The 19,686-nt window shown below is 38.7% G+C and carries 21 protein-coding genes and 1 riboswitch; of the genes, 4 read left to right on the forward strand and 17 right to left on the reverse strand.

From position 1 onward, the window contains the following. Window positions 1-318: 318 nt before the first annotated feature. The 3 genes from AC1ECF_RS05760 to AC1ECF_RS05770 form a co-directional block, all read right to left on the reverse strand. On the reverse strand, window positions 319-1,371 hold the full coding sequence (locus tag AC1ECF_RS05760; protein ID WP_480388457.1) for an AlbA family DNA-binding domain-containing protein: 1,053 nt from the start codon (window positions 1,369-1,371) through the stop codon (window positions 319-321). Between the two features lie 339 nt (window positions 1,372-1,710). Continuing rightward, on the reverse strand, window positions 1,711-2,073 hold the full coding sequence (locus AC1ECF_RS05765) for a HesB/IscA family protein (protein WP_480388458.1): 363 nt from the start codon (window positions 2,071-2,073) through the stop codon (window positions 1,711-1,713). A 230-nt stretch (window positions 2,074-2,303) separates the two neighbouring features. Continuing rightward, entirely contained in the window at window positions 2,304-2,537 is a 234-nt protein-coding gene (locus AC1ECF_RS05770) for a NifU family protein (protein WP_480388459.1), read from the reverse strand. A 170-nt stretch (window positions 2,538-2,707) separates the two neighbouring features. On the opposite strand from AC1ECF_RS05770, the gene AC1ECF_RS05775 reads away from it, so the two are divergent. Then, window positions 2,708-3,034, forward strand: coding sequence for a YuzD family protein (locus tag AC1ECF_RS05775; protein WP_480388460.1), 327 nt, complete (start codon window positions 2,708-2,710; stop codon window positions 3,032-3,034). A gap of 137 nt (window positions 3,035-3,171) precedes the next feature. Here AC1ECF_RS05775 and AC1ECF_RS05780 read toward each other — a convergent pair whose 3' ends face one another. Continuing rightward, a complete protein-coding gene (locus AC1ECF_RS05780) occupies window positions 3,172-4,239 on the reverse strand; it encodes an NAD(P)/FAD-dependent oxidoreductase (protein WP_480388461.1) in 1,068 nt (355 codons plus the stop codon). A 126-nt stretch (window positions 4,240-4,365) separates the two neighbouring features. Between AC1ECF_RS05780 and AC1ECF_RS05785 the strand changes: the two genes are divergently transcribed. Continuing rightward, window positions 4,366-4,602, forward strand: coding sequence for a YuzB family protein (locus AC1ECF_RS05785; protein ID WP_480388462.1), 237 nt, complete (start codon window positions 4,366-4,368; stop codon window positions 4,600-4,602). Window positions 4,603-4,768: 166 nt separating this feature from the next. On the opposite strand, the gene AC1ECF_RS05790 is transcribed toward AC1ECF_RS05785, so the two are convergent. Both AC1ECF_RS05790 and AC1ECF_RS05795 read right to left on the reverse strand, forming a co-directional pair. Continuing rightward, window positions 4,769-5,533, reverse strand: coding sequence for a TIGR01457 family HAD-type hydrolase (locus tag AC1ECF_RS05790; RefSeq protein WP_480388463.1), 765 nt, complete (start codon window positions 5,531-5,533; stop codon window positions 4,769-4,771). After that, a complete protein-coding gene (locus AC1ECF_RS05795) occupies window positions 5,520-5,981 on the reverse strand; it encodes a DUF86 domain-containing protein (protein ID WP_480388464.1) in 462 nt (153 codons plus the stop codon). The genes AC1ECF_RS05790 and AC1ECF_RS05795 overlap by 14 nt, the downstream gene beginning before the upstream one ends. 134 nt (window positions 5,982-6,115) lie before the next feature. On the opposite strand from AC1ECF_RS05795, the gene AC1ECF_RS05800 reads away from it, so the two are divergent. Next, a complete protein-coding gene (locus AC1ECF_RS05800) occupies window positions 6,116-6,382 on the forward strand; it encodes a DUF3055 domain-containing protein (RefSeq protein WP_480388465.1) in 267 nt (88 codons plus the stop codon). A 459-nt stretch (window positions 6,383-6,841) separates the two neighbouring features. Here AC1ECF_RS05800 and AC1ECF_RS05805 read toward each other — a convergent pair whose 3' ends face one another. The 7 genes from AC1ECF_RS05805 to AC1ECF_RS05835 all read right to left on the reverse strand — a co-directional run bounded on the left by AC1ECF_RS05805 (window position 6,842) and on the right by AC1ECF_RS05835 (window position 14,039). Continuing rightward, complete coding sequence (locus AC1ECF_RS05805; protein ID WP_480388466.1) at window positions 6,842-7,177, reverse strand: YutD family protein; 336 nt, start codon at window positions 7,175-7,177, stop codon at window positions 6,842-6,844. 13 nt (window positions 7,178-7,190) lie between these two features. Then, window positions 7,191-8,123 carry a lipoyl synthase gene (gene lipA, locus AC1ECF_RS05810; protein ID WP_480388467.1) on the reverse strand — a complete coding sequence of 311 codons (933 nt, stop codon included), beginning with the start codon at window positions 8,121-8,123 and terminating at the stop codon, window positions 7,191-7,193. Between the two features lie 97 nt (window positions 8,124-8,220). Continuing rightward, window positions 8,221-9,786, reverse strand: coding sequence for a Na+/H+ antiporter NhaC family protein (locus AC1ECF_RS05815; protein ID WP_480388468.1), 1,566 nt, complete (start codon window positions 9,784-9,786; stop codon window positions 8,221-8,223). 146 nt (window positions 9,787-9,932) lie between these two features. Beyond that, a riboswitch (Lysine riboswitch) is annotated at window positions 9,933-10,109 on the reverse strand. 50 nt (window positions 10,110-10,159) lie between these two features. Further along, window positions 10,160-10,933, reverse strand: a complete 774-nt coding sequence (gene yunB, locus AC1ECF_RS05820; RefSeq protein WP_480388469.1) for a sporulation protein YunB — start codon at window positions 10,931-10,933, stop codon at window positions 10,160-10,162. 40 nt (window positions 10,934-10,973) lie between these two features. Continuing rightward, the gene (locus tag AC1ECF_RS05825; protein ID WP_480388470.1) at window positions 10,974-12,347 is read right to left on the reverse strand and encodes a bifunctional metallophosphatase/5'-nucleotidase; all 1,374 of its coding nucleotides are present in this window, start codon (window positions 12,345-12,347) and stop codon (window positions 10,974-10,976) included. 18 nt (window positions 12,348-12,365) lie between these two features. Continuing rightward, window positions 12,366-13,184: a sulfite exporter TauE/SafE family protein gene (locus AC1ECF_RS05830; protein ID WP_480388471.1), complete on the reverse strand. Its 819-nt coding sequence runs from the start codon at window positions 13,182-13,184 to the stop codon at window positions 12,366-12,368. 3 nt (window positions 13,185-13,187) lie between these two features. Continuing rightward, window positions 13,188-14,039 carry a DUF72 domain-containing protein gene (locus tag AC1ECF_RS05835; protein WP_480388472.1) on the reverse strand — a complete coding sequence of 284 codons (852 nt, stop codon included), beginning with the start codon at window positions 14,037-14,039 and terminating at the stop codon, window positions 13,188-13,190. A 458-nt stretch (window positions 14,040-14,497) separates the two neighbouring features. Here AC1ECF_RS05835 and AC1ECF_RS05840 point away from each other — a divergent pair, with 458 nt between their 5' ends. Beyond that, entirely contained in the window at window positions 14,498-15,166 is a 669-nt protein-coding gene (locus AC1ECF_RS05840) for a hypothetical protein (RefSeq protein ID WP_480388473.1), read from the forward strand. 130 nt (window positions 15,167-15,296) lie between these two features. Here AC1ECF_RS05840 and sufB read toward each other — a convergent pair whose 3' ends face one another. The 4 genes from sufB to sufD are packed head-to-tail and all read right to left on the reverse strand — an operon-like array spanning window position 15,297 to window position 19,680. After that, entirely contained in the window at window positions 15,297-16,694 is a 1,398-nt protein-coding gene (gene sufB, locus AC1ECF_RS05845; RefSeq protein ID WP_480388474.1) for a Fe-S cluster assembly protein SufB, read from the reverse strand. Between the two features lie 22 nt (window positions 16,695-16,716). Further along, the gene (sufU, locus tag AC1ECF_RS05850) at window positions 16,717-17,151 is read right to left on the reverse strand and encodes a Fe-S cluster assembly sulfur transfer protein SufU (protein ID WP_480388475.1); all 435 of its coding nucleotides are present in this window, start codon (window positions 17,149-17,151) and stop codon (window positions 16,717-16,719) included. Continuing rightward, on the reverse strand, window positions 17,141-18,373 hold the full coding sequence (locus AC1ECF_RS05855) for a cysteine desulfurase (protein ID WP_480388476.1): 1,233 nt from the start codon (window positions 18,371-18,373) through the stop codon (window positions 17,141-17,143). The genes sufU and AC1ECF_RS05855 overlap by 11 nt, the downstream gene beginning before the upstream one ends. Continuing rightward, window positions 18,373-19,680 (reverse strand): Fe-S cluster assembly protein SufD, encoded by a 1,308-nt coding sequence (gene sufD, locus AC1ECF_RS05860; protein ID WP_480388477.1) that lies wholly within the window; start codon window positions 19,678-19,680, stop codon window positions 18,373-18,375. The genes AC1ECF_RS05855 and sufD overlap by 1 nt, the downstream gene beginning before the upstream one ends. Between the last annotated feature and the right edge of the window lie 6 nt (window positions 19,681-19,686).

Here is a 19,686-nt window from a genome sequence, read left to right on the forward strand (position 1 = left end):
AAAACAATACAAGTTCTTTGTCTTTCTTTGTTTGTCATTAAATTTACAAAATTCTTATACACCTTATTTTAGACCTTTTAGATAGGGATTTCAACAGAAGTTTCCTCATATCTATAACGTTAGAAAAAACAGAAAATTTTTCGCTATTAATATAGTGTTTTTCACTTAATTTGTAACAAAATTCTTCCTTAATTTCTCATATTTTATTACTATACAGATAAAGAGACCGTTTGTTCATCCTAACTTTTTAGGTTTTTTGTTTGATTATCAGTAATATGCTAACCGTCTAAAAGCCTATTTGTGAATAGCTGGCTAATGTTATTTTTCTACATCTTCTATGTCCGATAACTTCATATTCTCAATAGTAGTGTTTACCGTATCAATTAGAGTATCTTCGTTCATAAAAGTGTTCCTATCCACTTCATAGGACTCTTTAATCAAGTCGATTATTTTCTTTCTAAAATCGTTTATAATATCCTCTTCACTCGCATTCCGATTATCCCTAATCCTATTTTCTTTCATCATCCTGTAAGAGTCCTTGACTGTTTCAGCGATTTGTTTTTTATACTTAGTTGTATAAGGATGTTCAATTCCAAAATGCTCCAGCAACCTATTTGTTACAAGCTTGGTTTCATATAAATCTTGGTCAATTCCTTTCATTCTATTAATAATTTCATCCACAGTCTGCATGGAATTATTTATTGTTTCTTCCACTAACTTATCAGTGTTTTGAATAATCTCATCTAGATTTTTTTCCACATTACTAGTTAAGTCCTCTAAGCTTTTTGTAATTTCGTCAATGTCGTTACTTAATTCTCGTTGTAAACGTTCTATCGTATTTCCGAATATATCCAACTTTTTGTTAGTTTCAACAATACTTTCACCTAAGTACTCCGTAGCATTTTTAAACCTATTCAGGAAAGTATCTCCTTGTTCATCTAGAAACATCTGTAAAAGCCTATCTCTATTTAAAGCAAGATTACGTCCGTCACCTCGAATCAAATAGGTTCCCTTCGGAGTAGAATACGGTTTAAATTGACCACTAGGAATTTCAATTCTATAAAAAGGATTCTCATCCTCATTTTCTACAAAAATAGTTATGTCAACAGGTGGTCTACATTCATTTGCTTTATTCATAATAATCATTTTTTCATTGTCTCCAACTTTACAACCAACAACTTTTCCTATCTGTCTTCCAATTTCATTTATATCTTCATCTACACCGATAAGTATAGTTCCACCTGTAGGAGAGTTTGCAAAAGCCACTAAGTCATCCACAGTTAACCCTTTTACATGTAATTTAAAATCTACATCATAGCTCTCTTCATTTGCTAGTAAATTTGCACAACGTTTTGTAATATTTTTTGACATATTTGATCCTCCAAATTACAAACCACTTTAAAGTGTATTCATTCTTTCTCTTATTTAATAGCCGATAGGCAAATTTATGTATTTGAACGGAGTATCCTTCTTCTATAATGACATATGACTGAGAATAGCAATCCTAGACAAAGCAACATTTTTAGCACAACATCATCACAAAAAGCCTCCCCGATCCATAATGTTTAGCAACATCATCCATCAAAGAGACTTAGTTATTCACAACCCATCGCAGAGTTGTCACTACTATTTTTCACGATTGTATACACAGTAAATGTGTTCAAGTCATTCCTAATCCCTCTAGGAGACAACAAATGTAAGTAACTTTTATTAACAGCTTTCTGGCGTTCCGGTAACTTTGGCTGTTCTGAATGAAGAGCCACATCCACAAGATGCAATAGCATTTGGATTGTCGATGGTAAATCCGCCACCCATCAAGGACTCTTTGTAGTCAATTACTGTCCCATTAAGAATTGGTGCGTCTTCACTTGAGACGATAATCTCTAGTCCATGCTGATGCAAAAGGACATCATCATCCTTCTTTTCTTTCTCAAAGCCCATTCCATAAGAAAGACCGCTACATCCCCCACCGTTTACTGATACGCGTAGAAAAGAGCCAGCCTCTTCATTATGAGTCATCATCTCTTTTACACGATATGCTGCCGCTTCAGATAAATTTACGATCTCTGTCATCTGAAATCACCCTTTCTTTCTTTTATCATATCAAGGTTTCTACTACCAAGACAAGGAAAACTACTTGGTAATTCAAAACGACATGGCTACTAAAGCACGACCATTTATCTTACATTTAAATGGAGTGTTTCCTTAAAACGTGAACAATATCCACAAAAAAAGAAGCCAAGATAAGGCTTCTTTTAAAAGAACTAAATATAAATCCGTTACGATTTAAAAATGATTGGTAATTAAAATACTTGCTCTACTTCTACTACTCCAGGTACTTCTTCCAATAAAGCACGCTCGATACCTGCTTTTAATGTAATGGTAGAACTTGGGCAGCTACCACAAGCACCAAGAAGACGTAGCTTTACAATACCATCTTCTACATCAACAAGCTCGCAATCTCCTCCGTCACGTAGTAAGAATGGACGCAATTTATCTAGAACTTCTTGAACTTGCTCAGTCATTGTATCAGTCATATCTATCGACTCCTTTCGCTAACAATATTATAAATTATATATTGTGCAATTGGAAGTGTTTAATCCCAAACCACCGCCGGGTCAGAAAGTCTAAGGAAATTTGTATTTTTGACTTTATTTCCAAAAACTTATTATAATGTGAAAGTAACTAAAACTAAGGGGATGGATAGATGACTCACCAACCATTGACAATCGAGGTGTATGGAGCAGATGTTATATGTGCTAGCTGTGTAAACGCGCCTTCCTCCAAGGACACATATGAATGGCTCCAAGCTGCGATTAACCGAAAGTTTCCACAGAACAATATTACTTATACCTACATAGATATCGAAGGTCCACTGAATGAAGAAAAGCAGCAGAATATTGCCCAGCGAATTGCAGAAGACGAGTTTTTTTATCCTCTCGTAATGATCAATGATGAGGTGATAGGCGAAGGATATATCCAACTTAAGCCTGTGCTTACTGCATTGGAAAAGTACGGTTTACGTGAAGAATAGATTGGATTAACACGTACAATTTCCTTATTATCCATTAACATAGTGTCTTTCTAAAAAAAAGAGTTATCCATAAATGGATAACTCTTTTAATAATAGAAGTTATGAGACTTTTTAAAATAAAAAGATACTATTGCTAATTACCCGTTATGTCTCTTATACATCCAAAGTAGCCCTGATTTCATTAAACGAGCGATACGCCCGGTTACAGAGATATCTGCCATGTAAACAAAGCCTTGTTTCTTCCCAAGCGATCCCATAAAGCCCTTCAGCTTGATCTCCGGCATTTTTTCTGGAAGTGGTTGACCCTTCCAACGAGCTTGAAGTACCTTTACAATTTGCTCAGCTTGTTCTTCTGCTAATTGAGCACTAGGAGCAAATGGTAGGGATGCACAATCTCCAACTACATATACACCCTCGTAGCTTGGTAAATCGTGATACTGAGTAAGGATGACACGACCGGATTTATCCTTCTCACCTGGTAGCGCACGTACTGGAGCTGCCGGCTGAATACCAGCTGTCCAAACAACCGCGTCCACAGGAATGATTTCTTCATGGTTATATAATTTATTTGGCTCGACTTTTGTAATGTTTGAATTACTGATTACTTCTACATTATTGGAATCAAACCATTTTTGCACATACTTACTTAAACGTTCTGGAAAATCTCTTAGTACACGTGGGCTTCGGTCAAATAATTTAATTTGCAAATCTTTACGACTTTCTCTTAGCTCACTTGCCAATTCGATACCACTTAAACCTGCTCCTACAATACCAACCACTGCTCCTGAAGGTAATCCGCAGATATACTTAAAGGTTTCCCTAGAGCGACCAATTGTTTGAATACTATAAGTATACTCAGCTGCTCCTGGAACATTATGATACTTATCTTCACAGCCTAAACCTACAACTAGATCATCGTAACGAACGGATTGACCATCCTCTAGCTTTACTTCTTTGTTTTCTACGTCAATTTCTTTAATTTCTCCATACACCTTTTTAAGCTTTTCATTCTCTGGAAATGAAACACGAATATCAGAGTCTGGGGATGTGCCCGCTGCCAATGCATAAAATTCCGTTTTTAGACTGTGGAACGGCGTTCGATCTATTAAAGTGATTTCAACATCATCAGGCAAGTTATTTGGTAGTAAGCGCAGTAATATGCGCATATTACCATATCCGCCTCCTAATAGTACTAATTTTCGCATATAATTCTCCCTCTACTTTGTTATCATCTAAAATTATAAATGATTGTGATGATTTTCACAATAATACTTCTTTATTGACGTATATAAAAAAAAACGGTAGCATGTCGAAGTAGTGAGGTGACAGCTATGAATCCAATGGTCGAATTTTGTATCAGCAACCTTGCAAATGGTTCGCAGGAAGCATTCGATATATTAGAACAGGATCCCGATTTAGATGTATTAGAATATGGTTGTCTCAGCTATTGCTCCCTATGCTCCGAAACACTATTTGCAATAGTAAATGGAGATGTTGTGGAAGGTGACTCCCCATCTGATCTGGTAGAGAAAATATATCAATATATTGAAGAAAATCCTTTATTTTAATCACGAATAAAATAAATGCTTGTCCAACTAGCGTGCCTATTTTACTTATCGAATGTACTAGTTAAATAGATGAAGGGAAAACAAAGGCAAAGGAAGCTAAATCAAATAGAAGCCCTGATGATTCTTTTATATGATTAGAATCATCAGGGCTTTTTCATTTATCTTTCTATTTAATCCAATCACTTAAAGACTCTAAAAAATAGGTCGGCTGTTTTTCCATCATGCGGACCTCTTCTGTTCGATGAACCCCAGAGTTAACATGTGCTGTATCGATACCGAAATGAATGCCAGTTAAAATGTCTGTATGATAGTTGTCTCCAATCATCACCATTTCCTCTTTAGCAAATCCATATCGCTGCTGCATCATTTCCAATATAAATGGCTGTGGTTTCCCCATAAATAGAGCTTCTTTCTCGGTAGAATGCTCTACTAGCTTAGTAAAAGCGCCATTACCAGGTACATAGCCACGTTCCGTAGGGAATGCATGATCACTATTCGTAGAAATAAAAGCTGCTCCATTTCTAATAGATAGACAAGCAGTTGACAGCTTCTCGTAATTGATGGAACGATCGATACCCATTACTACTACCTCTCCTAGATTTTCGGTAATCGTAATCTGTTTATCCAGTAACGCTTCCCTTAAACCAGTTTCCCCAATCATAAAAACCTCTTTGGCTGGAAAATGCTCTGCAATATAATGCGCAGCAACAATGGCAGAAGTAATAATATGCTCCTCCGTTGTATGCACGTCCATTTGTGCAAGCTTCGAACGAATCTGCTCAAGTGTCATGGAAGCATTATTTGTAACAAAGAACGGCTCAATCCCTTTATTCTGCAAATGATGGATAAACTCTACTGCTTCCTTAATAGCAGTATTTCCTCTATAGACAGTTCCATCTAGATCCAAGAAATACGCCCTATAATTGGACATCGCTATCCTCCGGTAAAAATGCAGATACAGGACCAAGCTCATTTTCCAAATAATCTTCTACTCTTCCAGGGAACTGACCTAAATAAACAAGGTTTGATTTTAAGACTTCTTCTAGCTTTGTATGATTTACTGCATAGAAATTTCGAACCAGCTCTTTTCTCAGTTCGATAACCTCTTTCAAAGGACCGTCCATCTCTGAGGTGATAACTTTTTCATCTGTTAAGATATCGATAATATCATCGTAACCACCTGGATCACGCATAATAAAACCATCAATCATTGAATTTCCTACATCTATAACAGCCTCTATCATGTTATGGCCAACTCTCTCTAATGCAAGCTTTGAAAGCTGATCCTTATGCCAGTCTGTATTTCCTTCTAGTAATGCCAGTAATTCCTTCATATGCTGCAAGGAAAGCCCAATTTTTTTTCGATCTACAAAATACATCTTGTTACCTCCTAAAGCAGTATGCCTCTAGTTGATGAGATATCCTTCATCTCGGGCTAGAGACCTTTATATTCATTGATTAATACCTCTGTTCTATAGTACCATAATTCATAGTGGGAAGGAGTGTAGTTAATATGGAACGATTTTTTCTTTATGACGATGTAGAGGATACAAAAACGAGATTCGTAGGTTTTACAGGGGAATCTCAACGATATGACTTAGCAATCCTTCAAAGCACTAGATTTTTCGGAAAAGTACTTGTGATGGATATACAATATGGAAGATCCGCAATTATTGGCTCGGATGACGTGGAGGAGCCAGGTTATTTAGAAGAAGTTTTTAATCGAACTTCTGAAGAAGCAAAGGAATTAAGAGATTACTTAAGAGAGCTTCTTAGTTAGACAGGTGGCTTTTACTGGGGTGAGCGTTACTCTCAGATAACGGCACTTTATTCTCGGTTACGTGGTGGTTACTCTCGTTCAACCTTGGATTACTCTCGGATAGAAGTAATTTACTCTCGTTCAGCTTAGTTACTCTCGGTTAGGCTGCTGTTACTCTCGTTCATCGGGCATTTACTCTCAGTTAAAATGGTGGAAGAACATGGCCTGTGTCGGCTTTAAACCGGTTGAGCGTTACTCTCAGATAACGGCACTTTATTCTCGGTTACGTGGTGGTTACTCTCGTTCGGTGATGTTTTATTCTCGGATAAGGGGAATTTATTCTCGTTCAACCAATTTACTCTCGTTCGGTGACGATTTACTCTCGTTCGGTGACGATTTACTCTCGGATAGAGCAACTTTATTCTCGCTCAACAGCAATTTATCAGATACTTTTTACCAAGCAAAAAACCTTGAACTCGATCATAGCTGATCTTGTTCAAGGTTTTCTTTTTTCTCCAATATAGGTGGAAGCGCTTTTGGAGCTACGCCTGTCTTTTTCACGACGAAATAAGCACAACCAAAATTGCAGTATTCATATATATAGTCCTTGAGTGTACTTATCTTCGTGTCAAAGGTAGCCTTGTTGTTACGATCATCAAAGAAGCCTTTCAGCCTTAATTGACCATATCCCCAGTCTCCCACGATATAATCATACTTCGTAAGTATTTCACTATAGCGCTCTAAAAAAACTTCTTCCTTAAATGCGTCGCGATAGTTTTCTATTATCTCATACGTATAGCCTTCTGCGATTATCATAGCTCACCATCCATCAGCTATTTTGTGCAAGCAAATCTTCCCCTTGGAGCTGCCTTTGCTTAGCTGCCGCGTTCACCTGTTCGTCAGCGTGATAGCTGCTTCTAACCAGTGGCCCAGCCTCACAGTGGGAGAAACCCTTACTCATAGCAATTTTTCTTAATTCCCCAAACTCGTTTGGTGAATAATATTTTTGAACCTTTATATGCTTTTTCGTTGGCTGAAGATACTGCCCCAGCGTTAGAATATCCACATTGTTTGCTCGTAGATCCTCCATCGCTTCTACTATCTCCTCATGTGTTTCCCCTAGTCCCAGCATGATAGAAGATTTAGTTGGAATAGTCGGCTGCATCTCTTTTGCCCTTCTTAGCAGTTCGAGCGATCGATCATACGTTGCGCGAGCGCGGACCCTTGGTGTTAGTCTACGTACAGTTTCGATATTATGATTGAGTATGTCCGGCTTTGCATCCATGATGTTCCGAAGATTTTGTTCAATCCCTCCCATATCAGAAGGTAGGACCTCAATAGTGGTAAATGGATTTTTTCTTCGGATGGCTCGAATTGTTTCCGCAAACACCTCTGAGCCTCCATCCTTTAGGTCGTCACGAGCTACTGCGGTAACTACTACATGCTTCAGATTCATGATGACAACAGAATCTGCTACACGCTCTGGCTCTGCTAAGTCTAGCTCGGTTGGAAGGCCTGTTTTTACTGCACAGAATCTACAAGCTCGCGTGCAAACTGCTCCCAGAATCATGAAGGTTGCTGTACGTCTAGAACCCCAGCATTCATGTATATTCGGACACTTTGCTTCTTCACACACCGTATGGAGATTATTTTCTCTCATTAATTTCTTTAAGCCTTTATACTCGTCATTCGTGTTTAGCTTAATCTTCAGCCAGTCAGGCTTCCGCTCATGCTCCTTCTTTGGCGGCTTACATGATGTCATTTCTTTACCCCATTCCCCAAATAACATACTATTACTTTTGTCAATGTACCATATTATTTGAATTCAAACAACCTTCAGAAAAGCCATAGAGAAACGTTTAAACTAGCTGTTGACTCCTCTTGCCTTTGATGCTCCAATACAGAAACAGAACGATTATGAGGATGATCACAGTAACAAAGCCTGATAATACAGAGCCTGTTAAACCAAGGACCAAATACCCTATTCCTGCGATGATAGCGCAAATAATTGCATATGGGAGCTGGGTCGTAACATGGTCTAATACATTCACGCCTGCACCTGTCGCAGACATGATAGTAGTATCTGAAATTGGAGAGCAATGATCACCAAATACAGCTCCTGCAAGAACAGATGCAAGCACTGGTAAAATCAAATCTGGCTCTACCGCCATAATGATACTTGCCCCAATAGGAAGAAGAATACCAAATGATCCCCATGATGAACCAGTGGCAAATGCCATAAAAGCAGTTACAACAAATAAAATGAGAGGAAGTATACCAGTTGGTACATTATAGTCTGTAACCAATGATGCTAGGTAGTCACCAGTTCCTAATTCGGTAATCAAAAATCCTAATGACCATGCAAAGATTAAAATAAAAACTGCTACCATCATCGATTGGATTCCCTTTGATAATCCTTTTGTAATGTATTTAACATTAGCATCTGGGTTTACTTTAAATTGTCTTGCATAGAGTAATATAGCCAAAATAGAAGCGACAAGACCGCCTATAAATAAAGATAAAGGTACATTTGTGTTTTCAAAAATAGTCAAAAGATTTGTGGATCCTGCAGCTCTATAGCCAGTCCAAACCATACTTATAATAGTTACAACGAGTAGAGAAGCAATAGGCAAGATTAAATCTATTACTTTTCCGTAATTATTTTCCGGGAAATGACCAGCAAGATCACCTGGGTTCACTTTTCCCTTATCATAAAGCTCTCCTTCTACAAGAGCACGAGTTTCATGCTTTTTCATTCCCATAATATCAATATCCGTCCAAGCTACGAAGAAAACAACAGCTAATGCGCCTATAACATAGAAATTCATAGGAGCCATATAAACAAAAGCCTGTAAGGGAGTATACTCCGTAATAGCATGAGTAGAAAATATGAGACCTAATTGAGCTATTAAGAATGCCCCCCAGCTAGACACTGGCGAAATAACACAAATAGGTGCAGAAGTCGAATCGATAATATATGCAAGCTTTGCTCGAGATACTCTGTATGTATCAGTAATTGGTCTTGCAATCTGCCCTACTGCTAAAGCATTAAAATAATCATCAATAAAAATGATGACACCGAGGCATGCAGTTAATAGCTTAGACCCTCTTCTTGTGGTGATTCTCTTTACTGCCCAATTTGCAAAGGCTTTACTACCACCTGAAAGACTGACAAAGGCGGTGATAATTCCAAGAAATAAAATAAATAATAGAATATAAATATTGTACATGTTGAAACCATCATCCCAGAAAGAAACGCTAAAAGATTCCCACAAAAGACGAAGAGAACCTATCAATGAAAATTCTTCGCTCAGGAATGCTGCAGAAACGATTCCAAGCCCAAGTGATAATAATACTCTTTTTGTTAATAAAACCATCACAATCGCAAGTAGTGGTGGTATCAATGAATAAATAGTGCCTTCCATTATTGCTCCTCCTTTTAAACATGTATACTACTGTCTGCCCCAATTAATGGAGTGAGAAACGCTCCTCCAAGCGGGCGATTCAAAAACTAAAAAGACTAACCTAAGTAAATTTAGGTTAGCCTCTACGTTGAATAGTAATATGTTCATCTACGTGTAGCTCCCCATCTGTTTTCCAACAGATGACAGTGTTATTTTTATTCAAAATAACCCCAACTAGATTGCTTGACGACAAATCTAATTTCGGCAATGCTTCCTTTCTTGTACGATCAACGGTGTCACCCTTCTGTACAATACTATTAAGCAATGCAGCCTCTACCTAATGTGTATTTATTTTATTCTATCATAACAGGAAATTTTAAAAAGTGAAGGTTTTTTAATCTTCAGGTAACGGTATTGGCACTTCAACCGAAGGAGCTGCCTCACCATCACCCCCTGTGTAAATATATGGAACCTGACCTTGAACCAATCCCATCGCTACCGGAATATTTTGTTCCACTACACTTATTTTACTTGCCAGTGGAACTATTATCTGTACGCTTACTTTTATGTGGATGGTAACTTCTACATAGGCATTATTGATTCCAAACTCCGTAATCTTCGTTTCTACATTTGACTGGACGTTCCCGATCACATGAAAGCGTATAGGAATCTTTGGACCTAGATTTCCAATTAGAGGTATGTTGGTTGCCTGCCCCATTGGAACAAAAAACACAACCCCTCCTTGATCCTCCATCGTTTGCTTGTCATACTCAATATCATCTAAATAAGGGAGACTGGATAGATTTCCACGCTCTGCCTGCTCCAAATGTGCTTGGACTAAGCTGTTCGTATCCGCCAACACCCTATTAATTATTTCTGTATTAAACTTTGTCGTTACCATTGTCTTACTTTCTGTAGGTACTTGCTCAATGATATCATTCACATCAAGCACGTTTGATGTTCTTGAATTTATTGCCTTACTAATAACCATGGATGCTATCTTGTTTGTTTGAACCTCTGCATAATCGAGATAGGTTGGTGTCAGCTGGGCATTTACATAATAGAATACCCCAGCAACCGATAGGAGAAAACTTGCTAAAAAGATAGCTAGCTTTGTCTGAGTTCTAATATGAAATGTACGTCGCTGTCTTCTTTTGTGATAAAACAAGTAAAAAATCCCCCTTGTTACTTATATGTAACAAGGGGAATCAGTATGAGCGATATTCATAATTGTAATGGGTACCATACCATTTCACGATATCTCGAATAACTTCCGGCATAATGTATCGTTTATCCGAATTTTTCAAGGAAGGAAAGAAGTAACCAAAGGTGAACATATCTAGAGTAGCTAAAGTATAGGTCTTCTCAATTTGTAACGGTTTTCCATTAATAAAGACAGTACCCTGTACATCCTCTAATTGATCAAACAAAATAGTCCCAAGGTATTTCCCCCTAAATCCCAGCCCTTTCACTTCTAAGCGTGGCCATTTTTCATTTTTGGATAACGTCAACACTTCTAAAAGAGCGGCGCCGGTTAAAGTAACCACACACGGATTAATCGGGTGTGGTAGACAGCGATGCAAGTCACTTTCCTTTATCATCCCACTAGGAAGATCGGACAGGAAAATCCCTGCTGGAAACATTGCACAATCCGCTTTTGTATAAGCTAACAAAGCCTCACCAAAAAATTTCGAGAGCGAGGACGGTTTAAACCAATCCTTTTGAAGTTTCTTTTGGTTAAAAAATACGGGTGTGGCAAGCTCCGCATAGCCTTTATCCTGCCAGGACTGTTGTAGGTCTATGTCATCCACTGGTTTAGGCAAATTCTCAACTGGATATAGAACAGCACGTTTTTCCACGATTGTTTTCGTCTCGTGCTCGAAATCAATCGTTACATAGCCGATATAGTTCCCAAACTTCCCTGCGGCTGCTTGCAGCGTATTTCCTATCCATTTCCCTTCCTCAAAGAAATGATGCGTATGAGACCCTAATATTAAATCGATTTCTGGTATTTCTTGCGATAGGATTTCATCCTGAAATTTCCCCAAATGAGACATGCAAATTAACACATCAACCTCTGGTCTTAATTCTCGACTAAGCTGGCTAAGCCTATTAATCGGATCTTGTACATGCCAGCCAAGCTGCTCATAGTAGATACCATAGTCTGCGGTTGCAGCTACAATTCCAATTTTTAACCCTGTCGGAGTAACATGGATTTTATAAGGACGAATCCATGATGGTATCTCCCCATTTGGGTAAACGAAATTAGATACAATCACTTCAAAATTAGCATCCTCATATAAAGTATCCAATTCTTCATGTCCTAGAGTAATTCCTTCATTATTCCCAATCGTTACATAATCATAGTTTGCCTTATTTAGAAGCTGAACGTTCCCTTTTCCAAGGAAGCCTTCTGTAAATACATTGGAGCGATCGAGATGATCTCCAATGTCTAAAGTCAACACTGTCTCTTTAGTGGAATGAGCCTTTTGTCTATCAGAGAGAAATTGATGAATGGTTGGCCAATTTTCTAAATGACTATGTAAATCATTCGTATGATAAATATGGATTCTTTCCATCATCCTATCTCCCCTCCTTAGCTAGAATAATCCATCAATTATAGATCGAATCCCTAAAATCAGCAATACGATACGGAGAGCCGTTACTAGCGCTTCTGAATTCAGCTTTTTATTCAACCTTGCACCAAGCTTTGCTCCAATATATGCTGCAGGTACGACAGGTATTGTATACAGCCATGGAACGTTTCCTAAAGATATATGTGTGGCAGAGTTTACGATAGCCGACAAGAACACCATAAACATGGAGGTACCAACCGCCACATGAGGTGGAAACAAAAACAACAAGATCATGGCAGGAACGATCATAGAACCGCCACCTATTCCGAACAACCCTGAAGCAAAGCCCACTGCGAAGGTGAATATTAAAGCAAACCAGATTGGATATCCATATACAAATGTTTTATCTCCATCTGTAAAGGTGCGCTTCGTTCCATTCTTTACAAACCATTGTACCGGCTTTAGATATTTCCTCACTAGAAGAAGCATGGAAAGGACTACTAATAATATACCAAAATAGAGATTAAAGGACGGTAAATCCAAGCCTTTGTTTACCCATGCTCCCAATATAGTTCCAGGGATGCTTCCGATAAAGAAAATAATGGAGCTTTTAAAATCAACTGTTTTGGTCTTCATGTAAGAAAGGGTAGAAGATAGCCCTATAAAAATCATCATAATAACGGATAGACCCACAACACTTTGTGGCGTGATGTCCGGTACCCAACCAAGGGTGGTACCAAACAAAAGCAGAGCCGGTACTAAAATGACACCCCCACCAAGACCTACAAGCGCTCCTATAATTCCTGAAAATAAACCGCATAATGCTAATATAATCCATTCCATTTGTTAAAATTCCCCTTCAAATAGGTCTAGTTGTTTGGGAGCAAGCCCTTTAAACTCTATATCCAGCATGTGCTGAAAGGCTTTAGCATTTTTAGCTGCATGCCCACCAGAGTTGTTATTAAATAATACTATTACTTCAGATGCCTGTTTATCCAGCTGCTCACATACTTTTTTTATGTAGGTCAGTTCTTCTTTATTATAGTCATAGAGATACCTTACCTCTCTCCACTTTTCCCTGTTTCCAGGGTTTAGCCAGCCAGCTGCATTACGTCCATGCAAGCGTACCAACACCTTCTTAGAGGTAGCCACTGGCACAAGAGGAATACTCCCCTCCCCTATCTGTGGCTCATCACACACACTATGGTGAAACTCATTGTCCCTTAGAAACTCCAGCGTGCCCCTTTCATATTCAGGAGAATACCAGGACTGATGTCGGAACTCAACCGCCACCTCAAAATCCTTTAACTCTTCTCTAATCGTACGAAGGTATTGCACATTTTCTTTCTCACATTTGAACCAAGGCGGGAATTGCGCAAGCACCATTGATAGCTTTCCTGCCTCTTGAAAAGGGAGAATTGATTTCCGGTAAGCTTCAAACATCTCTTCAGTCGTTTTGAAAGGAATTTCCCCACGCTGATGACCTGTCATCCCTTGATATGCCTTTACGACAAATTGAAAATTATCTGGTGTCTCTCGAATCCATTTTTGAATGTTCTTTTCAGGCTGTATGGCATAAAAAGCTGCGTCCAATTCTACAACTGGAAAGTTAGCGCTATAATCTTTTAATTTCTCTTTGGCCGAGGACACATACAAGTCAGGATGATCCCCCCACCCTGTCAAACCAATCTTAATCATTTGACCACCTCTTCTATGTATACCCATATGATACCACCAGCTAGACATTACGACAAAAAAAGCGAGCGTATTTGGAGCTTGTGAGTAGAATTGATTGGTTGGTGTGTAAATGAAGGGTTATGGTCTGAAAATGATTCAACATACGGGAATCCTTAGGCTTTTGGGAGTAATGTTGTAAAACTTAGGGCTTATGTTGTAAAAGTTAATGACTATGTTGTAAAAATGGCCAGTAATGTTGTAATTCTTCACAGGCCGAGAAATAATGTTGTAAAAATGAGGACTTATGTTGTAAAAACCAGGCACTATGTTGTAAAAATGGCCGGTAATGTTGTAATCCTACCCAGGAATTGGTTAAAGAACTCAAACCAAAACTAGCTGAATAAAAAAACAGGAAATGTCCAATCCTTTTAACAAAGAGCTCCCTAGAGAGTCTCTATAACATAAAGGAGGAATTTCCTTTGGAGGAAAATAACAAGCCATTCTATACAAGATGGTGGTTCTGGTTAATAGTCGTAATCATTATTATCATCTTTGCTACAAGTGGAAGCGATGATACAGATAACACTAATAATACGAACTCAACAAATGAGGAGAACCAAACAGATACCACGAACAACAACAACAATAATAATCAGAATGCGACCTCAGATAACCGCATTAAATCAGGTACCTATAAGGTTGGAACAGATATCCCAGCTGGTGAATATCTGGTGTTTGCTGATGAGACGGGATATATCGAAAGCGCTAAAGATAGTACAGGGAATCTGGAAAGCATCATATTTAACGATAATCTTGATGACTCCCATTCCTTTGTAACACTTCGTGACGGAGAATACTTTAAGCTTCAAGGAGCTTATATGTATCCGGTAGATAAAGCACCATCCGTTATCCCGAAAGATGGAGAGTATGATGATGGGATGTATCGCGTTGGGGTGGATATTCCAGCAGGTGAATACAAGATGATTTTAGATAGTGATACCGACATGGGCTATTATGAGGTTTCAAAAGATAGTACACACCAGCTAGATTCCATCATTACAAATGAAAATGTTCAAGCAGATACGTATTTAACTCTTTCTGACGGACAATATGTAAAGCTACAGGATGTAGAAATTCACACCAAATAAATAAGAGGAAGAGGAGATGGATGTCGTCCATCTCCTTTTTATTGACCAAATTGTTCAATTACCTCAGCAAATTTCAGTCTAACATTAAAAAAGAGACGAACTAGTAAAGTTCGTCTCCTCTATCAATGTCTTAACCAATAGAACCTTCCATCTCGAACTTAATCAAGCGGTTCATTTCTACTGCATATTCCATTGGAAGTTCTTTTGTGAATGGCTCGATGAAGCCCATTACGATCATTTCTGTTGCTTCTTCTTCACTTAATCCACGGCTCATCAAGTAGAATAATTGTTCTTCAGATACTTTCGAAACTTTTGCTTCATGCTCTAAAGAAATATTATCGTTCAAGATTTCGTTGTATGGAATTGTGTCAGAAGTAGACTGATTATCCATGATCAATGTATCACACTCGATATTTGCACGAGCACCAGTTGCTTTACGTCCAAAGTGAACGATACCACGGTATGTTACTTTACCACCTTGTTTCGAAATAGACTTCGAAACAATAGTAGAAGACGTATTAGGAGCCAAGTGCATCATTTTCGCACCAGCATCTTGGTGTTGCCCTTTACCAGCGATTGCGATAGATAATGTCATACCACGAGCGCCTTCACCCTTCAGGATAACAGCAGGGTATTTCATTGTTAATTTAGATCCGATGTTACCGTCAATCCATTCCATCGTTGCGTTAGCATCACAAACAGCACGTTTTGTAACTAAGTTATACACGTTGTTTGCCCAGTTTTGGATTGTCGTATAACGGCAATAAGCATCCTTTTTAATAATAATTTCAACTACCGCACTATGAAGTGAGTTAGTTGTGTAAACAGGAGCTGTACATCCTTCAACGTAATGTACGGAAGCACCTTCATCCACAATGATAAGTGTACGTTCGAATTGACCCATGTTTTCTGAGTTAATACGGAAGTATGCTTGAAGTGGAGTATCCACTTTTATACCTGGTGGCACATAGATAAATGATCCGCCTGACCAAACTGCTGAGTTAAGTGCAGAAAATTTGTTGTCAGAGGAAGGGATTACTGTACCAAAGTGTTTTCTGAAAAGATCTTCGTTTTCACGAAGGGCAGAGTCAGTATCTTTAAATACGATTCCCATATCTTCAAGCTCTTGTTTCATGTTATGGTAAACAACCTCTGATTCATACTGTGCAGAAACACCCGCAAGGTATTTTTGTTCTGCCTCAGGAATACCTAATTTATCAAAAGTAGCTTTGATTTCTTCTGGTACTTCATCCCAAGATTTTTCTGTTTGTTCAGATGGTTTTACATAATATGTGATTTCATCAAAATTTAATGGCTCTAATTCTCCACCCCATTGTGGCATAGGCTTAGAGTAGAAAATTTCTAATGCTTTTAAGCGATAGTCTAACATCCATTGTGGTTCATTCTTCATACGGGAAATTTCTTCAACGATTTCTTTCGTTAAACCACGTTTTGAACGGAAAATGGATACGTCTTTATCGTGGAAGCCATATTTATAATCACCAATTTCAGGCATTTTTTTTGCCATCGTATTTCCTCCGTTCTTGCTATTATTTTTCTTCTGAAACGCCTTTTTCCATAGCCTTCCATGCAAGTGTTGCACACTTGATACGAGCTGGGAACTTAGAAACTCCAGCTAGGGCTTCAATATCACCCAAGTCTATGGAGTCATCATAGTCTTTTCCAAGCATCATATCAGAAAAGATTTCTGAAAGCTTTAGCGCCTCATTCACACTCTTTCCTTTAATCGCTTGAGTCATCATAGAAGCGGAAGACATGGAGATAGAACATCCCTCTCCGTCGTACTTTGCATCTTTTACTTTTCCGTCTTCTATTTGAAGGGTTAAGTGAATGCGGTCTCCACAGGTAGGGTTATTCATATCTATTGTCAGTGCTCCATCCTCGATACTTCCTTTGTTTCGAGGATTTTTATAATGATCCATAATCACCTGACGATAAAGTTGATCTAAGTTATTAGAAGACATCTCCAAAATACTCCTTTGCAGTACGTAAGCCAGCAACTAGCAAGTCAACATCTTCCTCTGAGTTATATACATAGAAGCTTGCTCTAGCCGTTGCAGTAGCTTTCAGCCATTTCATCAATGGCTGTGCACAGTGATGTCCTGCACGAATAGCAATACCATTCATATCTAGGACTGTTGCAACATCGTGAGGGTGTACTTCATCTAAATTGAATGTTACAATGCCAGCTCTTGCCTTCGGGTCTTGTGGACCGTAAATAGTTAGGCCATCAATTGTAGACATCTTATCCATGGCATAAGCAGCTAACCGATGTTCATGCTTCTCAATCTCTTCTAGGCCAATTTCCTCCAAAAAGTCGATTGCAGCAGATAATCCGATTGCTCCTGCGATGATTGGAGTACCACCTTCAAATTTCCAAGGAAGCTCCTTCCAGGTAGACTCTTGCAAGCCAACAAAGTCAATCATCTCTCCACCAAATTCAATTGGTTCCATTTTTTCTAGCAAGGCTTGTTTACCATAGAGCACACCGATACCGGTAGGTCCACACATTTTATGACCTGAAAAAGCTAGAAAATCGCAATCGAGATCCTGTACATCCAGTTTAAGATGCGGAGCGGCCTGTGCCCCATCAACTACCATTACAGCACCATGCTGGTGAGCAATTTGTGTAATTTCCTTAATAGGGTTCATCGTTCCAAGGACATTGGAAACATAAACAACAGACACAATTTTTGTGTTATCCGTTATTGTAGCACGAACCTTCTCAAGTGATAAAGTGCCATCCTCTTCAAGGTCAATATACTTTAATGTCGCACCAGTTTCCTTAGCAAGTTGTTGCCAAGGAATAATATTTGAATGGTGTTCCATATAAGTGATAACAATTTCGTCACCCTCTTGAAGATTAGCTAGCCCGTAGCTACGAGCAACAGTGTTGATACCTGTAGTCGTGCCGCGAGTAAAAATAATTTCTTTCGTGCTCTTTGCATTGATGAAGCGGCGAACGTTTTCACGCGCCCCTTCATAGCTTTCCGTAGCACGATTTCCAAGTGTATGCACACCTCGGTGCACGTTGGAGTTATCAAACTCATAGTACTTTCTCAAAGCGTCAATTACTTGAATTGGCTTTTGAGAGGTTGCTGCACTATCTAAATATACCAATGGATGACCATTGATTTCTTGATTAAGGATGGGAAAATAGCTTCGAATCTCTTTAATATCGATCATTAGCGAACTTTCCTTTCAATTACCTCCGTCAGCTGTTTCTTAACGCCTTCGATTGGTAGTTCATTTACTACTGGTGCTAGGAATCCGTGAATTACTAGGCGCTCAGCTTCTTGTTTAGAAATACCACGGCTCATTAAATAATACAACTGAAGTGGATCTACGCGTCCTACAGAAGCTGCGTGACCTGCTGTTACATCGTCCTCGTCAATCAATAGGATTGGGTTAGCATCTCCACGGGCTTTTTCGCTTAACATAAGTACACGAGACTCTTGCTCTGCATTTGATTTTGTAGCACCGTATTCAATTTTCCCAATACCATTGAAAATTGAAGATGCTTCATCTTTCATTACACCGTGTTTCAGAATTTGACCTTCTGTATGTTTGCCCCAGTGAATTACTTTCGTCGTGAAGTTTTGTTTTTGTTTTCCACGACCTACCACTACCATCTTTACATGTCCTTCTGAATTGTCTCCAACTAAGTGGGTAACATTTTCAGAAATCGTGTCGCTGTCGTTCATCATGCCAAGTGCCCACTCTATAATCGCGTCACGGCTCGTTACACCACGACGGTTCACATAAGTAGTAAAGCCTTCTGCTAGAACGTCCACAGTACCGAATGTCACTTTAGCGTTATCCTTCACGATAACCTCAGAAATTATGTTCGCTAAGCCATTTGTCTTTTCTACTGTTGAAAGATAGTTTTCTACATAAACAACAGAGCTATTCTCATCTGCTACCAATAATGTATGGTTGAATAAAGAAGCTGTATCGTTGTCATGTAGGTACACAACTTGAATTGGCTCTTCAATCACGACATTTTTAGGAACGTAAACAAACACCCCACCATTTAATAGCGCCGCATGTAAAGCAGTAAGCTTATGCTCGTTTACTTTTACGCCATCAGTCATGAAATATTGTTGTACTAGTTCTCCATGCTCACGCGCAGCCGTGTGGATATCTGTAAGAATAACACCTTTTGCTTTTAACTCTTCTGTAAGAGCTACATATGCTGGTGTGTTATTGCGTTGGATGTAAATATTTTTTTGTTCTTCTGTATTTACAATAGCTTTCACTTCTTCAGGAAGTTCATCTAAGGAAGCATAAGCTTGGCTCTCTACAGAATGTGTTGGGAACTCTAAGAAGTTCCATTTATCAATTTTCGTTTTATCTGGAGTTGGCATTGCAAGTGTTTCCAATTGACCGAATGCTTGTAGACGTAGCTCCGTCATCCAGCTTGGTTCTTGGTGACCTTCTGAAAAGGAGCGAATATCCTGTTCGGTTAATGCCAATTTTGTTTCAACCGTCATTTGTAT

Source organism: Psychrobacillus sp. Z3-81, from assembly GCF_056620325.1.

What these genes read in the sequence shown, in the direction of transcription:
- AC1ECF_RS05760 (WP_480388457.1), bottom strand. Translation starts at nt 1,371, where the DNA reads ATGTCAAAAAATATTACAAAACGTTGTGCAAATTTACTAGCAAATGAA.
- AC1ECF_RS05765 (WP_480388458.1), bottom strand. Translation starts at nt 2,073, where the DNA reads ATGACAGAGATCGTAAATTTATCTGAAGCGGCAGCATATCGTGTAAAA.
- AC1ECF_RS05770 (WP_480388459.1), bottom strand. Translation starts at nt 2,537, where the DNA reads ATGACTGATACAATGACTGAGCAAGTTCAAGAAGTTCTAGATAAATTG.
- AC1ECF_RS05775 (WP_480388460.1), top strand. Translation starts at nt 2,708, where the DNA reads ATGACTCACCAACCATTGACAATCGAGGTGTATGGAGCAGATGTTATA.
- AC1ECF_RS05780 (WP_480388461.1), bottom strand. Translation starts at nt 4,239, where the DNA reads ATGCGAAAATTAGTACTATTAGGAGGCGGATATGGTAATATGCGCATA.
- AC1ECF_RS05785 (WP_480388462.1), top strand. Translation starts at nt 4,366, where the DNA reads ATGAATCCAATGGTCGAATTTTGTATCAGCAACCTTGCAAATGGTTCG.
- AC1ECF_RS05790 (WP_480388463.1), bottom strand. Translation starts at nt 5,533, where the DNA reads ATGTCCAATTATAGGGCGTATTTCTTGGATCTAGATGGAACTGTCTAT.
- AC1ECF_RS05795 (WP_480388464.1), bottom strand. Translation starts at nt 5,981, where the DNA reads ATGTATTTTGTAGATCGAAAAAAAATTGGGCTTTCCTTGCAGCATATG.
- AC1ECF_RS05800 (WP_480388465.1), top strand. Translation starts at nt 6,116, where the DNA reads ATGGAACGATTTTTTCTTTATGACGATGTAGAGGATACAAAAACGAGA.
- AC1ECF_RS05805 (WP_480388466.1), bottom strand. Translation starts at nt 7,177, where the DNA reads ATGATAATCGCAGAAGGCTATACGTATGAGATAATAGAAAACTATCGC.
- lipA (WP_480388467.1), bottom strand. Translation starts at nt 8,123, where the DNA reads ATGACATCATGTAAGCCGCCAAAGAAGGAGCATGAGCGGAAGCCTGAC.
- AC1ECF_RS05815 (WP_480388468.1), bottom strand. Translation starts at nt 9,786, where the DNA reads ATGGAAGGCACTATTTATTCATTGATACCACCACTACTTGCGATTGTG.
- AC1ECF_RS05825 (WP_480388470.1), bottom strand. Translation starts at nt 12,347, where the DNA reads ATGATGGAAAGAATCCATATTTATCATACGAATGATTTACATAGTCAT.
- AC1ECF_RS05830 (WP_480388471.1), bottom strand. Translation starts at nt 13,184, where the DNA reads ATGGAATGGATTATATTAGCATTATGCGGTTTATTTTCAGGAATTATA.
- AC1ECF_RS05835 (WP_480388472.1), bottom strand. Translation starts at nt 14,039, where the DNA reads ATGATTAAGATTGGTTTGACAGGGTGGGGGGATCATCCTGACTTGTAT.
- sufB (WP_480388474.1), bottom strand. Translation starts at nt 16,694, where the DNA reads ATGGCAAAAAAAATGCCTGAAATTGGTGATTATAAATATGGCTTCCAC.
- sufU (WP_480388475.1), bottom strand. Translation starts at nt 17,151, where the DNA reads ATGTCTTCTAATAACTTAGATCAACTTTATCGTCAGGTGATTATGGAT.
- AC1ECF_RS05855 (WP_480388476.1), bottom strand. Translation starts at nt 18,373, where the DNA reads ATGATCGATATTAAAGAGATTCGAAGCTATTTTCCCATCCTTAATCAA.
- sufD (WP_480388477.1), bottom strand. Translation starts at nt 19,680, where the DNA reads ATGACGGTTGAAACAAAATTGGCATTAACCGAACAGGATATTCGCTCC.